14 protein-coding genes are annotated in these 15,113 nt (G+C 39.5%); 10 read left to right on the top strand and 4 right to left on the bottom strand.

All coding sequences use genetic code 11. The annotated features are described in order from the left end of the window. Positions 1-43 precede the first annotated feature (43 nt). The 3 genes from OQ289_RS18185 to OQ289_RS18175 all read right to left on the bottom strand — a co-directional run bounded on the left by OQ289_RS18185 (position 44) and on the right by OQ289_RS18175 (position 4,649). Positions 44-1,828 carry a hypothetical protein gene (locus OQ289_RS18185; RefSeq protein WP_270088241.1) on the bottom strand — a complete coding sequence of 595 codons (1,785 nt, stop codon included), beginning with the start codon at positions 1,826-1,828 and terminating at the stop codon, positions 44-46. Positions 1,829-1,927: 99 nt separating this feature from the next. Continuing rightward, entirely contained in the window at positions 1,928-2,770 is an 843-nt protein-coding gene (gene purU, locus OQ289_RS18180; RefSeq protein WP_270088240.1) for a formyltetrahydrofolate deformylase, read from the bottom strand. Positions 2,771-2,795: 25 nt separating this feature from the next. Further along, positions 2,796-4,649: a DNA topoisomerase IV subunit B gene (locus OQ289_RS18175; protein WP_270088239.1), complete on the bottom strand. Its 1,854-nt coding sequence runs from the start codon at positions 4,647-4,649 to the stop codon at positions 2,796-2,798. 892 nt (positions 4,650-5,541) lie between these two features. On the opposite strand from OQ289_RS18175, the gene OQ289_RS18170 reads away from it, so the two are divergent. Together OQ289_RS18170 and OQ289_RS18165 are read left to right on the top strand one after the other, a co-directional pair. Beyond that, on the top strand, positions 5,542-5,937 hold the full coding sequence (locus OQ289_RS18170) for a BlaI/MecI/CopY family transcriptional regulator (RefSeq protein ID WP_270088238.1): 396 nt from the start codon (positions 5,542-5,544) through the stop codon (positions 5,935-5,937). Then, the gene (locus tag OQ289_RS18165) at positions 5,930-7,651 is read left to right on the top strand and encodes a M56 family metallopeptidase (protein ID WP_270088237.1); all 1,722 of its coding nucleotides are present in this window, start codon (positions 5,930-5,932) and stop codon (positions 7,649-7,651) included. The genes OQ289_RS18170 and OQ289_RS18165 overlap by 8 nt, the downstream gene beginning before the upstream one ends. Before the next feature lie 96 nt (positions 7,652-7,747). Here OQ289_RS18165 and OQ289_RS18160 read toward each other — a convergent pair whose 3' ends face one another. After that, on the bottom strand, positions 7,748-8,248 hold the full coding sequence (locus OQ289_RS18160) for a phosphoheptose isomerase (RefSeq protein WP_270088236.1): 501 nt from the start codon (positions 8,246-8,248) through the stop codon (positions 7,748-7,750). A 225-nt stretch (positions 8,249-8,473) separates the two neighbouring features. Here OQ289_RS18160 and OQ289_RS18155 point away from each other — a divergent pair, with 225 nt between their 5' ends. The 8 genes from OQ289_RS18155 (at position 8,474) to atpH (ending at position 15,107) form a co-directional block, all read left to right on the top strand. After that, positions 8,474-9,460 carry an imelysin family protein gene (locus OQ289_RS18155; protein ID WP_270088235.1) on the top strand — a complete coding sequence of 329 codons (987 nt, stop codon included), beginning with the start codon at positions 8,474-8,476 and terminating at the stop codon, positions 9,458-9,460. Positions 9,461-9,621: 161 nt separating this feature from the next. Beyond that, positions 9,622-11,853, top strand: coding sequence for a helix-turn-helix domain-containing protein (locus OQ289_RS18150; protein WP_270088234.1), 2,232 nt, complete (start codon positions 9,622-9,624; stop codon positions 11,851-11,853). A gap of 78 nt (positions 11,854-11,931) precedes the next feature. Further along, positions 11,932-12,150: an AtpZ/AtpI family protein gene (locus OQ289_RS18145; RefSeq protein ID WP_270088233.1), complete on the top strand. Its 219-nt coding sequence runs from the start codon at positions 11,932-11,934 to the stop codon at positions 12,148-12,150. Continuing rightward, positions 12,143-12,535, top strand: a complete 393-nt coding sequence (locus OQ289_RS18140; protein WP_270088232.1) for a hypothetical protein — start codon at positions 12,143-12,145, stop codon at positions 12,533-12,535. Before OQ289_RS18145 ends, OQ289_RS18140 begins: the two co-directional genes overlap by 8 nt. Before the next feature lie 87 nt (positions 12,536-12,622). Further along, complete coding sequence (gene atpB / locus OQ289_RS18135; protein ID WP_270088231.1) at positions 12,623-13,705, top strand: F0F1 ATP synthase subunit A; 1,083 nt, start codon at positions 12,623-12,625, stop codon at positions 13,703-13,705. A 33-nt stretch (positions 13,706-13,738) separates the two neighbouring features. Further along, on the top strand, positions 13,739-13,927 hold the full coding sequence (gene atpE / locus OQ289_RS18130; protein ID WP_021188666.1) for an ATP synthase F0 subunit C: 189 nt from the start codon (positions 13,739-13,741) through the stop codon (positions 13,925-13,927). Positions 13,928-14,028: 101 nt separating this feature from the next. Beyond that, positions 14,029-14,529, top strand: a complete 501-nt coding sequence (locus OQ289_RS18125; protein ID WP_033564103.1) for a F0F1 ATP synthase subunit B — start codon at positions 14,029-14,031, stop codon at positions 14,527-14,529. A 32-nt stretch (positions 14,530-14,561) separates the two neighbouring features. Further along, positions 14,562-15,107 carry an ATP synthase F1 subunit delta gene (gene atpH, locus OQ289_RS18120; RefSeq protein WP_270088230.1) on the top strand — a complete coding sequence of 182 codons (546 nt, stop codon included), beginning with the start codon at positions 14,562-14,564 and terminating at the stop codon, positions 15,105-15,107. The last annotated feature ends 6 nt before the right edge of the window (positions 15,108-15,113 follow it).

Below are 15,113 nucleotides of genomic sequence, written 5' to 3'. Positions count from 1 at the left end.
CCTATCTGTGATAGCCTGCGCACCGATAGAAGCCAGCAATTACTTAGCTGAACTTTATCTTTTCCAACTGTAGTTCTATCTGTAGGAGTTCGTTGGGAATAGCTTGGATGATGTGGGCTGGAAAGTTATTCAACGTTTCTTTTAATTCTTTGTAGTAGCTGATTCCTTCCTGTAATTGTCTCTTGAACTTATCCAAATAACGGATCTTTTTCTCGTCTACTGTAGACATATTGATTTCTACATATTTTTGGATGTGGGTGACATATAGTTTCAATTCGCTAATGAGGAAAAATGGACGTGATTGATCTTTTAATAGATTATCACGTCCATATATATGATTAACCATCTGATCTAACGAAAATATTCCTTTGAACCAACTGGTATTAGGACCCGGGCATATGGATACGGAATCAATCTCTCTTGGCTTTAAAATGCCATACTTGATATAAGCTGGAGCCGCTAGGCCGTCACATAAGCAAGTCTTAACGGTGATATTTTCATATTCCTTTTCATACTCCATTCGAGGCAATTGCTTCTCTTGCAATTCTTTAATTTTAAGATGTTGATACTCTCGAGAGGCGGTACATATGGGTTGTTCTGTGTATTCTGTATTAGAGATTAGATATTTCTTTTTGCATGGACTACCTGGTCGACCGCTTTGGATGCGTTGTATCCGTTGTTTCTCGGCGGAACTTAATCTAAAATTGTTGAAGGGTACACCTAGCGGAGAGGAATCACTGATATAGAAGTCATCGGCTGAAGCAATAGATAGTGCATTTAAGGTCTGATCATCTAATGTAGTGGCTTCTGGAACTAATAAGAAGGGAGATCCCCAGCCTACTGCATCGAAATCGTAGTGTTCCAGCAAAAAACGATGTTCGTCTGCTGTACCGATACCTCCCTGTACAGTATATTTTATAGGAGGTGGATACTGTAGGTCTGTGCTCTTTAAGGACCAATACTGCTGATAGACGTGAAAGAGTTCAGCTTGAAGCTCTTTTTTCTTGTTCTTAAACTCTTCCAATATAGGACCTAATAGAAAGCCATCGGTTGCGAAAGCATGTCCTCCACAGTTGAGGCCAGATTCAATTCTGAATTCGGAAACCCAGACTCCCTTTTTAGCCAAAAATTTAGCCTGAATAGAAGCTGATCTATAGTCGCTTACTTTGAGTGTCACTTTTTTGTTGAATGTACCACCTTCTTTGGGCCAAAATTGTTCAAGTTCTGAAATATAGGTATATAGTCTTGGGTTCATACCTGCTGAAAGGACAACGGAGGACTGTAATTCGGAGTTGGCAAACCCTCTAAGGGCAGCTAGGGCGTCTGACAGTTTTTCATCCATAGGATGTCCGATGGCGGCTACATTCATTTTGTCCACTTTAGACATGATGTTGACATCGATGTCTCCAGCTTGTATATGTTTGCTGATTTGCACTGCTAGTTGACTTCTTTTTTGAGGATCGACTTCGGTGATAAACTCATTGTAATCCATTTTGATAGGAGTACCTTCCGGTAGGAGATTGAAGTAACGGGTACTTTCCTGGCTAGTTTCGAGTACCTGCTGTCGGATATGTTCTATTTGTTCTTGGACTAGGACTTTTACTAGATTGAGATAAGAAGTTATCCGCATAGCCCTAAAGTCGTACTCTTTTTTTGTGATGGGCTTGCAGTCGAGCTGATGACGTTGGCTATAGTAGATCCTAATACGTTCGATGAGTTCATCATCTACGATAGAGATTACGGATGAAATACCATACTTAGCAACTTTAAGCGGCGAATCTATGGAGAATGCAAGCCCTAGTACCGGGATGTGAAATGAGTGCAACATATGACGTAGTTATATGTTACGAAATAGCTAATAATTCTCCGAAAAAAAAATGTGGAGAAGCGCTATTAAATAATGATGTTAATCACATTTTAGATTTTTCTATTCAAAGACTATGGTCTTATTGCCATCTAACATGACGCGATCTTCGAGCAAAAGGCGTATAGCTCTAGCTAATACAGCCTTTTCAATCTCTTTGCCAGCGGTCATCATATCTTGTACGGTGTACGTGTGATTCACTCTTCGGGTATCTTGTACAATGATAGGACCTTCGTCCAAATCGTCTGTCACATAGTGAGCGGTAGCGCCAATGATTTTTACTCCTCTGGTGTATGCTTGTCTGTAGGGATTGGCGCCTATAAATGCCGGAAGGAATGAGTGGTGGATATTGATGATGCGATTCTTGAACTTTCGTACAAAATCTGGTGATAGTATCCGCATGAACTTAGCTAAGATAAGATAGTCAAAAGGGTATATGGATATCTGGTTAGCAATTTTACTTTCAAACTCCTCTTTACTAATGTTTTCATGTGAAACATAGTGGAAGGGAATATTGAATTTTTTTGTGAATTCCTCCAATTCACTGTAGTTGCCAATGACTGCTTGTATATCTGTATTCCACGTTTCAAAGTGATGGCGTATAAGGATATCCGCTAAGCAATGATGTTCTTTGGTTACGAGTATGATGATTTTCTTTCGTTCGGAAGGGTTTATTGTAATCTGCGCATTTGGTGGGAGATTGTCCTTTAAAGACTCCTGCAAGTGTGATGGTTGGTCAATGCTGCCGTTACAAACTAATCTGACGAAAAATTTGTTAGATTCCTCATCTACATATTCACGCATGGTCACAATATTCAAACGATATTGTGCTACTGTATTGGATATTTTGGCAACTAATCCAACGTCGTCTTGACATTGGATTAGTATGAGTATTTGAGTGTTCAAGGGTTTAGGTTGTGTGGTTCTTTATTTATACTGCTTCTTTGGTCAATTCAGCTTCGATATCTACTTCTACGCGAAGATTGTTGACAATGTGTTTCTGTCTGTCTGGTGTATTCTTACCCATGTAATATTCCAATAGATGCTGGATTTTTTGATCCTTGGATAAGATGACAGGGTCTAACCGGATATCCTTTCCAATAAACAATCCAAATTCGGAAGGAGAAATCTCTCCCAATCCTTTGAAACGGGTGATTTCGGGTTTGGCTCCTAGTTTTGCAATGGCGCGCTGTCTCTCCTCGTCCGAGTAGCAGTAAATCGTTTCTTTCTTATTTCGGACCCTAAATAGAGGGGTTTGCAAGATTGCGACATGACCTGCTTTTACAAGGTCGGGGAAAAATTGAAGGAAAAATGTTAGTAGCAACAGACGGATGTGCATGCCGTCGACATCAGCATCTGTAGCGATAACGATATTGTTGTAACGTAGACCGTCTAATCCATCTTCAATGTTCAAGGCATGCTGTAGCAGGTTGAACTCTTCATTTTCGTAGACTATCTTTTTGGACATGCCATATGAGTTTAACGGTTTTCCCTTTAAGCTGAATACCGCCTGTGTCTGCACATCACGAGATTTGGTGATGGAGCCACTTGCTGAATCTCCTTCGGTGATGAAGAGAGTCGTTTCTTGATTCCGTTCGTTCTTGTCTGAAAAGTGAACTTTGCAATCCCGCAGCTTGCGGTTATGTACCGAAGCTTTTTTTGCACGTTCATTTGCCAATTTTTTGATTCCTGCAATATCCTTACGCTCTCTCTCGGATTGCATGATGCGCTTCAATAGGGCGTCAGCTGTTTCTGAATTGCGGTGCAGGTAGTCATCCAAGGCTTTTTTAACAAAGTCGTTGATAAACGTACGCACAGTGGGACCATCGGGACCAACGCTTTGAGAACCTAATTTGGTTTTGGTTTGCGACTCAAATACGGGCTCTTGTACTTTGATGGCAATCGCTCCAATAATGGACGCGCGTACATCTGCTGCATCAAAATCTTTTTTATAGTATTCGCGGATGGTCTTTACTACTGCTTCCCTAAAGGCTGCTTGGTGTGTACCCCCTTGCGTGGTGTGTTGTCCATTGACGAATGAGTAATACTCTTCTCCATATTGCTGCCCATGGGTCAAGGCGATTTCAATATCTTCTCCTTTGAGATGGATGATAGGATAACGCATGGACTCTGTATCAATATTCCGCTCTAACAGGTCTTTAAGACCATTTTCAGAAATGAACTTTTGTCCATTGAAGTTGATAACTAGCCCAGAGTTGAGGAAGACATAATTCCAGATCATATTTTCGACAAACTCCATTCGATACTTGTAGTTTCTAAAGATGCTCTCGTCTGGATAAAAAGCTACAGCAGTACCATTGCGTTGAGTGGTTTCTTTTTTCTCATCCGCCATGAGCTCACCCTTGCTGAATTGTGCTATTCGCGTCTCTCCTTGGCGATAGGACTGTACTGTGAATTGTGAAGATAGTGCATTTACCGCTTTCGTACCCACACCGTTCAAACCTACTGATTTTTGGAACGCCTTACTATCGTATTTACCACCTGTATTTATTTTGGATACTACATCGACTACTGAGCCAATGGGAATTCCGCGACCATAGTCACGTACGGCAACTTTGTTCTCATTGACGGTAATGTCTATCGTCTTCCCAGCGCCCATTACAAACTCATCGATTGAGTTGTCGACTACTTCTTTTAAAAGTACGTAGATTCCATCATCATATGCAGAGCCGTCTCCCAGCTTACCAATGTACATCCCTGGACGTAAGCGGATATGCTCTTTCCAGTCCAGTGATCGTATGCTGTCTTCGTTATATGTCGTCATAAAGGTGTGAAAATGTTGAAAGCAAACTTAGATAAACTTGTTTTTTTTCACAAGTATTCCTTCTTTTATATTTTGAGGTATTCGTCTATCCGCTTGGGCAACAAGATATAGAATTAAATCGACTTGTAGCTCATAATACGTTTGAAAGGCTGCTCCAAGTGAATGGAAGCAGCTTTCAGGGATTATATTAAAGGGAAATTGTTAAAAGGTATATTCTAGTGAGGCTTTTAAACTGTCTGCGGTAGATTTGAAAGTTTCAGTTTTTACAATTTGATCGTCGACTTTGATATCTTATTTAATTTCTCCGTTTCCAGAGGCTTTGAAAGCTAGTTTTACTTTTTCGCCTGGTTTGGCTACCATTCTTTTGAATGCCGTATTGAAAGGTACTTGACCAGCGACATTCGTGGAATCTTTTCCAAGGCTATCGGTAAGGCTTATCTCCCCATGTTTGATCTCTTTGGTTTTTGAAGATGTGCTGTACTCAATCTTAACTTTCTTTGGATATTGGGATACATTTTTGTCATCATCACATGAGTAAATGTAGTGTTATACTAAACAACAATGTAGCATCAGCTAAATACTTGATTTGAATTTCATCTTGTTCATGTTAGCTATACTTAAATGTAATGGATGATTGCCGGCAAATCCTGATTCATTTTATTAAGACGGGACGTTTATACAATATGCTACAGTAGGAATGGGGGTTGACTTTTTGAAAGCGGTTTCCGGCGGCTATTGGTGACTTTTGTGGTTCCCTTTAGTCAGTGTTTTCTCTATCTATTAGATGTTTTATTGATTTTTATTTTACTGATAATCAGTGTATTTAATCTATTTTAAAAATATTTTTGACTGAAATTCTTTTTTTATAAATATTCTGTTCTATATTTGTAGAATGAATTCTAATGATATAGAAAAGAGTCTTTCCAAGAAGGAAGAAGAATTGATGGATTATATCTGGCAAGCGGGTAAACCGTTTTTAAAAGATATTATCGAATGTTATCCTGATCCGAAGCCTGCTACGACGACCATTGCAACGCTTTTGAAACGGCTGCATGAGAAGGGTGTCGTTGATTATGAGACATTTGGCAATTCTAGAAGATATTTTCCGTTGATAAAGAAAGAAGCTTACTTTTCTAACCAAATGAGTGGAATGATTAAGCAATTCTTTAATGATTCAACCCTACAATTTGCTTCGTTTTTCACGTCATCAGCAAATTTGAGCGATAAAGAACTGGAGGGTTTGAAAAAAATAGTAGATCAAGAACTTAAAAAGAGAAACGATGATTGAGTTTATTTTTAAATTCGTTGCAGGTTCGACAATCTTTATTGTCTTGTATTTTGCCCTGCTTCAGTATGTGAAGTCATTCCGTATTAACAGATGGTATTTGTTATCGTCTCTACTATTGGCTTTGCTTATCCCATTTTTCGTATTTGAAGTGGAAGCCCCTGTCGAAAAATACGTACAGTTGCCGACTTATGAACACGTACAAACATTAAGTGAGGAACCCATTGCTTTAGCGGCAAATAGTTCTGCATCCTCGTCAAGTGCTGTGGCCGGGGCCACTCTTGTAGAGCCGTCAGGAACCAATAGTTGGGGGGGGTATCTGCTTGTTGGTGTTATACTGCTTTATTTTGTAGGAGCCATTGCTATGGCCATTCGTTTTAATCGAAACCTCCGAAAACTGTATCTTAAAATAGTACATGCGGAGACCGTGAGAAGAGATGATGTGACCATCATTCTTATAAATGACCGGGTCTCTCCGTTCAGTTTTTTTAAGTATCTCTTTGTTAATAGAGAGGAGTATTTTGATGGCTTAGCACAAGATATTGTCGATCATGAAAGGGCTCATATCGAGCAAAACCATACGTGGGATATTATATTCATTGAGATTTTGCTGATTGTATTCTGGTTCAATCCTGCATTGTATTTTTATAAAAGAGCTATACAGACCAATCATGAATTTTTGGCGGATGAAGCAGTTGTCTCCACTCGCAATCATTTTGACTACCTCGCATTGCTGTTGCAATCTGTCTCGCAAAGACAGGTGGTGACGTTGGTCAGCCCATTTAACCATTCTTTGATAAAAAAGAGATTACTTATGATTACTAAGAAAAGATCGGCACTCCAAACGAATGCTTTCCAACTACTCGCTATCATGGTTTTGATCGGAACCATTGCGCTGTTCAGCAAAAGGACATATGCTCAGGCTGAAAAAGATACGTTAAGGAATACGAATTTATCCTCTGTCACCAATTCATTGATAGGTTTGGATACATTAGGTCCTGACTCGACATTGTGTGCAGATTCATTGATTCCTCATCCTCCAACTGCTCCCACCTCGCCAATGGCTTTAGAGAATGACTCTCTGCCTTTGGATATGGTCGTGGCGATGGATTCCCTGAAATTGGATATGGATTTATCTTTTCTTTCTTCCCCCGAATTCATGAAGAGCGTGGTTTCTACTGAAGATATTGGACGCATGGTGAGTGATGTAATGGCATCGACAAATTTTACAGAAGATATTCAAAAGATTGTAGACGGTGCGGTGAAGAGTGGTCAGCAAAATCCTGATTCACCTGAATTTAAGGCCATGATAAAGCGTATCGAGAAAAATGCAAAGGCAATTGAGAAAAAATTTAATTCACCTGAGTTCAAAGCTAATATTGCAAAAATAGAGGCAAATGCAGCGAAGATAGAGGAACACTATAATTCACCCGAATTCAAAGCTAAGATTGCGAAGATAGAGGCCGATGCGGCTGAAATCGAAAAGAGATACAACTCGCCAGAGTTTAAAGCTAAGATTGCCAAAATAGAAAGAGAAGCTGACGAGCGTGGAGAGAGAGCTGCTGAAATTGCCGAGAGAAAGGCCGAACGTGCAGAAAGAGATGCCGAACGGAGAGCGGAGCGTGCTGAAAGAGAGGCGGAGCGTGCTGCAGAACGTGCAGAAAGAGCGGCCGAAAGGGCTATGGAAAAGAAAGAAAAATCAAATGACAAGTGGTAGGGACTCGCGCGCGGATTACTGATACTGTTTTATATGTTTATTGTGGCTTTGGCCAACAAAAAAAGAGGGGATTTTTTCCCCTCTTTTGCTTGATTGCTATCTGCCAAAGTCGTCTTGTACACGTACAATATCATCTTCGTCTGAGGGATTCTCGATATCTGTGTGTTGCCATATTTCAGCCAATACACCATATTCCTGTAATCCCACCAAGCGATGGCGTTCTCCTTGTTTCAGTTTGATACTTTCTCCCTCGGTTAGTTTTCTAACCTCTTGCTCTTCATCGGTAGTGCTAGTTACTACGCCAACATTGCCGCGGATTACTCTCCATATTTCGGCACGACGATGATGATACTGCCACGAAAGGCGCTTTTCTGGGGCAACGATTAGGATTTTTGGACTTAGTTTCCCAGATATCTTTAGTCCCTGGACATCTAGTCCTTCAAAATATTCGTCTGCAAACTGCTGAGCCTGATCTTCGTTTATAACAAAAAATCCACCCCAAGGGCGAGTTTGGTCTTGTTTTTCAATTTTAAATCCTTTGTCTAAGAGGATTTTTTCTATTTCATTGAATAATTCTGATTTATCTACGTATTCCATTTTTATTTGATTTACTTATGGCGATGAAGTTAGGCTTTTTTTTAAAATTTACCACTAATATTGTGACTTTCAATTTACGAATTTATCTCTACCTTTGCAAACGTTTTTATTCATTCAGATAAATGGGCGAAGCCAGATTGAAATAGTCTGTACCGAGGTTGTTTGATGGGCGATGGTCCTGATGGGGCTACAAAGATCTGAACATTAATATATTAAGTAATACGAATGAAAAGCAGATATTTGGGGTTGGCTCTAATTCCAATCCTGGGCAGTTGTTCTACAAATCAAGATAAGGTCAATACGCAAGTAAAGGTCATAGACAATATCGAATCCCATATTATTCTTCCTACACATCAGCTTTTATGTGAGCGAGTCATAGACCTGCAGGCGGCAGTAGCGAGAATTGAGATTGGAGATGATCTTTCGTTATTGCAAGCGCGCGAGGCTTGGTTCGAAGCGCGCGAGCTTTGGGAGCAAGCGGAGGGTTATTACGTCGATGATTTGCATGCAGCAGCTATCCGCAGTCGGATGGACAAACGATTGATGTTTGCGTCAAATGATATGGATTCTGGGGCACAATTGGGTGAACTACAGTTGATCGAAGAAATTTTATGGGGCTCTGAGGGTGTCAAAGTATCGGCTGAAATGACGGATGCAGAGCTTCAAGGATTAATGACGATTACAACCAGTATGGTAGAGCAGAGTAAGCAATTGCTTGCGTTGGCACGGGAAGCTTCGTCAGATGTTTCGACGCTGCGCGCTAGAGGAGATGAGGAACGTACGATCGGTTGTCAAAAGAGGCTGAAGGGCTATGTTGAGCGGATGATTACGGTTACGGATGAAATCATCGATGAAAAGATAGCTGATAATTATCTTCATCCAGAAAATACTACTCTTGAAAATCCCTATAGTGATAATATCAAATTTGATATCTTGAATAATCTCATTTCTATCGAAAACCTGTATACTGGCAAGTTGGATTTGCATAAAGGATTGGGGATTTCTACCGTTGTGGGGCACCAAGATAGTGAATTGGACGCTAAGGTCCGCAAGTCTATTGAAGAGTCTAAAAAAGCTATTAATGCTCTCCCTGAATCATATACCATGGCGCTCATTCACGATAGGGATGCTGTGTTGGTTGCTAAAGTCAAGCTTCAGTTATTGCAAGAGCTGCTTAAGGTGCAACTTTTGCCAATCGTTGCCCAAATCTGATAGCTGCCCTAGTTCAACGATTTTACTTGTGAAAAAAGGCAAGTTTGTCTAAGTTTGCCCATAAGCGTGCGTGTAAGTAAACCATCATTGAATAAATGACAGGTACGCTTTATTTATACTTCATTTCGATATTTTTTGAGCATTTACTATATTTTTTAATCATGGGAGAACTGTCTTTAGATCAACATAATACGGCATTTATACAAGCTGTTGCTTTTGTGAATCAAACTAATCAAAATCTTTTTTTGACGGGAAAGGCAGGGACTGGAAAGACAACATTCCTTAAATATATTCACAAGCATTCGTATAAAAAGATGGCCATTACGGCCCCTACAGGAGTTGCAGCCATGAATGCGGGGGGGACGACCCTTCATGCCCTCTTTTGGTTGCCATTTGGAGTTTTCTTGGAAGATTACGAGATGAATTGGAATGATCAAGATCATCATATTTATAATAAAAGTCGCCTGTTTAGCACCATCAAATTGACCAAGCAGCGACGTGCCATCCTACAGGAGTTAGAGCTTCTTGTTATTGACGAGGTATCCATGGTTCGTAGTGATACACTGGATGCTATCGACATCATCCTGAAATCGGTACGGAGAGACCAAAGACCCTTTGGAGGTGTACAGGTCCTGTTTATCGGAGACCTCTATCAGTTACCTCCTGTTGTTAGGGATAATGAGTGGTCAGTGATGCGAGGCGCTTACTCAAGTCCTTTTTTCTTTGATGCAAAGGTAATGCGGGAGTTTCCACCTGTAATGCTTGAACTGAGCCATATATATAGGCAGAAGGATGATGCTTTTATCAACCTGCTGAATAACATTCGTAATAACGAAGTGTCACAGATGGATTTGAATTATCTTAATTCACACTACAAAGCGGATTTTAAGCCCACTCAGTCAGATTCTTATATTACTTTGGCTTCGCACAATAGACTTGCTGATTCGATTAATCAGGAACAATTGATTGCGCTTCCAGGTAAGATGTTGAATATAAAAGCGGTCATTAAGGATGACTTTCAGTCGGGATCTTATCCTACGGATGAGACATTGACATTGAAGGAGGGGGCACAAGTTATGTTTATCAAAAACGACACTGGGGATGATCGGAAATATTTCAATGGCAAGATAGGCACTGTAAAGGAGATAAATCTGGATAAGCAACAGATTGTTGTAACTTTTCCAGATGGCTCGGATGAAGTTACCGTAAAACGAGAAACGTGGGAAAATATACGATATAACTACGATAAAGGGCAAGATGCCATTAATTCGGAGGTCATGGGGACTTTTTCGCAATATCCGCTACGCTTGGCTTGGGCTATTACAATCCATAAAAGTCAAGGATTGACGTTTGAAAAGGCCATTATTGATGCTGGAACATCTTTTGCAGCGGGACAGGTGTATGTTGCGCTGAGTAGGTTGACAGGGTTGGAAGGACTGGTGCTTAAATCTCCCATTCCATCGCATTCTATCCGTACAGATTTTCAAGTGGTGGACTTTATGCAGCGTATTCTATCCGAAAATGAACTGCCTAAGGTATTGGAGCTTTGTCAACGTAATTATTTGGGACAGATTCTGCTAAATAGCTTTAGATGGACACCATTGGTAGAAGAGACAGCCGGCCTGAGCGCATCACTAGCGGATCGGAATATCGATGATAAACCTGGAGCCGAACGTTACTTTTCTACTCTGATATCCAACCTCAAGGTGCAGGAGAAAGTCGCCCATACTTTTATTAATCAGCTATATGCACTTTTGAGTGACAAGGAAAGTCTGGATTATACTAAAATATGCGAACGAACCCGATCTGCGGTTCTGTGGTTTAAACCAAAAATGGAAACGGAGCTTTTGCAAGCGACTGCGCAGCATATTGCGGATTGGAAAATAAAGAAACGGACAAAAAAATATGTGGATGAGCTTCAAGCCATTCACTTGGATTATAAACGCAAGTTGGAACAATTGATTCATTGCTTGACAATTGCAGAGACTTTGATGAATGATGGTGATGTGAGCAATGCGGTCAGCCAAATTCAAAAGTTTGAAAAATCTAAAGATGATAACGTGAAATCAGCGACAGACACGGAAGATCAGAAAGGGGAGAATAAATTGGATACCAAGCAAATATCACTCGAGATGTTCCAGGATGGTCAATCTATTGAAGAGATAGCCACTAAGCGCGGTATGGTAGTGGGTACTATTTATGGACACTTAATAAATTTTATTGGAGAAGGGGTCGAAGCCACTGAGCTTATTGACCAGGTGAAGCTTGATAAGATAATCGCTGTGATCAAGCAGCACCCAGATGCTTCTTCTTCTGAATTAAAGACCCTTCTAGGCCCTACAGTAGACTATCCTGATATTCGAATAGGACAAAAAGTTTTGAGTATAGATTAAACAAAAATTATCGCTTATATTTGCACATGATTTTGAGATAGGGGAGAAGTACGACTCCTTTTGACTAACACATAAATTATGGAAAAAAAAGGCAAAAACAATAAGTGGATGATGTTTATTGCAATGCCTTCCCAGATGGGGATTACCATCTATCTTTTCTATCTGTTGGGTACGTGGTTGGATGAGAAATATGTGCTTTCAGGAAGTCTAGCAATGAAAATCTGTACATTTTTGGGTGTATTTGTATCGCTCTATTATTTTATTAAACAAGCTAATCGAATAAATAAAGATGAGTAAGTCTGTAGGCTATTTTATACTACTGTTGATTATTGGAGCCATTTTGTTTGGAAGTCACTATTTTATTTTGAATAATCTGGATTTACAGGGAGCATGGTCAACAGGTTCATATAGTCTTTCGGGTTTATATCTTTTCGAGGGCATTGCTTCGTCGGTGATGTTGATCATTATCTTAGTAGCTAATACGGTAATGCCCAAAAATATCGGATTTATTTTTCTGGGTTTGTTGACCTTGAAGATGGCTGCATCCTTTTTGTACGTGAATAAAGGGTTGAACAAGATGCCTGAAAATTTCCTTGAATATAATTTTTTGGCCGTGTTTTTTGCATTTCTGGTCTATGACGTATTTATAACCTATAAAGTTATAAATCAAGAGAATAAATAGAGGATTATTAAAATAAAAAAAAGTTTCAATTAATCGCAGAAGATGATAAATAAAATCGTATTTTTGCGCAAAAATTAACAAGAAAACATGCAGAGTCTTAGGAGAGCGCTTCTTATTTTTACCGTAGTATTGTTCGGATGTAAACCGTTCTTGGCGAGTGCTAGTGATGTTACTGGCGAACCAAAATCTCAGTCTGAAGAAATCCGTGAATATATCGCCCATCACTTGGAAGATGATTATTACTTTTCTTTATTCAGCGATAAGAAAGAAGGGAAAGTTTATGGTTTTCCATTGCCAGTCATTTTGATTGACAATGGTCTTAAAGTATTCTCTTCTGCGAGATTTGATCACGGCAACGCTGTAGTTGAAGAAGGTGGTCAATTCTACAAGCTTTTTCACAATAAAATCTATAAGACCGATGCTTCGGGTATGTTGACAATGGATGAAAAACATCACCCAACGAATGCCAAGCCTTGGGATTTTTCAATAACAAAAAACGTTACGGGGTTATTTTTGGCTGCGATCTTGATGTTCATTATGTTCATTGGACTGGCTAAGACTTACAGAAAAGGATCCAATAATTTGCCAAAGGGATTTTCACGTGTATTAGAGCCATTAGTACTCTACGTTCGCGACGAAATGGCTTTACCCAATATCGGTCATCGATACAAAGAGTTCATGCCGTATTTGCTTTCTGTGTTTTTCTTGATTTTTATTCTAAACTTGTTGGGACTTACTCCACTAGGGTACAATGTTACGGGTAACATCAGTATCACATTTTGTCTCGCGGTGTTCACCTTTTTAATAACCAATTTCAAAGCTAATAAAAGTTATTGGAAGCATATTTTTTGGATGCCAGGAGTACCTGTGCCATTCAAGTTTATTCTGGCTCCGATAGAGGTTTTAGGATTATTCACCAAGCCTTTTTCGTTGATGGTTCGTTTGTTTGCAAACATTACTGCTGGACACACGATTGTCATGGGATTGATTGCGGGAATTTACTTGCTTCAAGAACTCTTAACATTGCCAGGTAGTATTTCGATGTCGATGTTGTTGACATTGTTTTTATTCGTATTGGAGATATTGGTAGCATTTTTACAGGCGTTTATCTTTACCATGCTTTCATCCTTGTTTATTGGGATGGCAGTTGAGGAACACCATGATCATTAATCAGAATTTTTTTAATTATTCAAATCATACATTATGTACAATTTAATTGGAGCCGGTTTAATCGTTATCGGTGCAGGTTTAGGACTAGGTAAAATCGGTGGTTCGGCTATGGAAGCTATTGCTCGTCAACCAGAAGCTGCTAGCAAAATCCAAACTGCAATGATTATCATTGGTGCGTTACTTGAAGGTTTAGCATTCGGTGCTTTACTATTGGGTAAATAGTCACAAAACCTTAAAACATGATTGGTAACGGTTGGTTACCAATCATGTTTTTTATGAATTTTTAAAATAAAAAGTATTAAACACACATATATTCTATATCAATGGATAAATTATTAGATCAGTTTTCATACGGCCTGTTTTTTTGGCAGGTCATTATTCTAGTAATCGTCATTTTCTTATTGGGTAAATTTGCTTGGAAGCCTATCGTTGATGCGCTTGAAGAGCGTGAGAATGGCATTTCCAATGCTTTGGCTGCTGCAGAGAAAGCTAAGTTGGAAATGGCTCGTTTGACCAACGAAAATGAGCAATTGCTAAAAGAGGCTCGTGCCGAGCGTGATTTGATTTTGAAAGAAGCAAAAGAGTTGAAAGACAAGATCGTTGCTGAGGCAAGAGAGCAAGCGCAGACTGAAGGAAAACGTTTGATTGCTCAGGCTAAACATGAGATTGAGAGCCAAAAAACAAAAGCATTGGCAGAAGTGAAAGCTCAGGTGTCCGAATTGTCAATCGAGATTGCCCGTAAGGTATTGAGTAGAGAATTTGAGGACCAAGGTAAGCAACAGTCTTTAGTAGCAGATTTGCTTAAAGATGTTAAGTTAAACTAATCATTGGTCAGTCAAATCTATAATTTATAACTATGTCAGTATATAAAGTAGCATCGAGATACGCAAAGTCTTTATTAGACTTGGCTCAGGAACAGGGTAAGCTGGAAGACGTAAAAGCGAATATTGAACAGTTTGTATCGGTGGTAAAAGAAAATACAGCCCTTCGTGCAGTATTAGCTAATCCAATCATTACATTTGAAAAGAAATATGCCATTCTTGACCAATTGTTCAAGGATAAGTTTGATGTTTCGGTTTTGGCATTTTTTAAAATTGTGATCTACAAAGGCCGAGGTGAGATTCTTTACAGTACTGCTGAAGAGTTTTTACGTGGTTATAACGTGATTAAAGGTGTCGTAGAAGCGACAGTCATTTCTGCTTCAACATTGTCGACTGAAAATTTTGAAACTTTAAAAACACTTATCGCTAAGGAACTCAGTGCAGAGGTCATTTTGACTAATAAAGTAGATACTTCATTGATTGGTGGATTCGTCGTTAAAGTCGGAGACAAGCAAATCGATACTAGTATTTCGCGCAAATTAGAAGATTTAGAAAGATATTTAGCTGTTCGGGCGGTATAAGCCACC

It is taken from the genome of Sphingobacterium sp. SYP-B4668 (assembly GCF_027627455.1).
Taxonomy (GTDB): domain Bacteria; phylum Bacteroidota; class Bacteroidia; order Sphingobacteriales; family Sphingobacteriaceae; genus Sphingobacterium.
The sequence above is the reverse complement of the archived record's forward strand: the minus strand, read 5'-3'. Positions and strand labels throughout refer to the sequence as shown.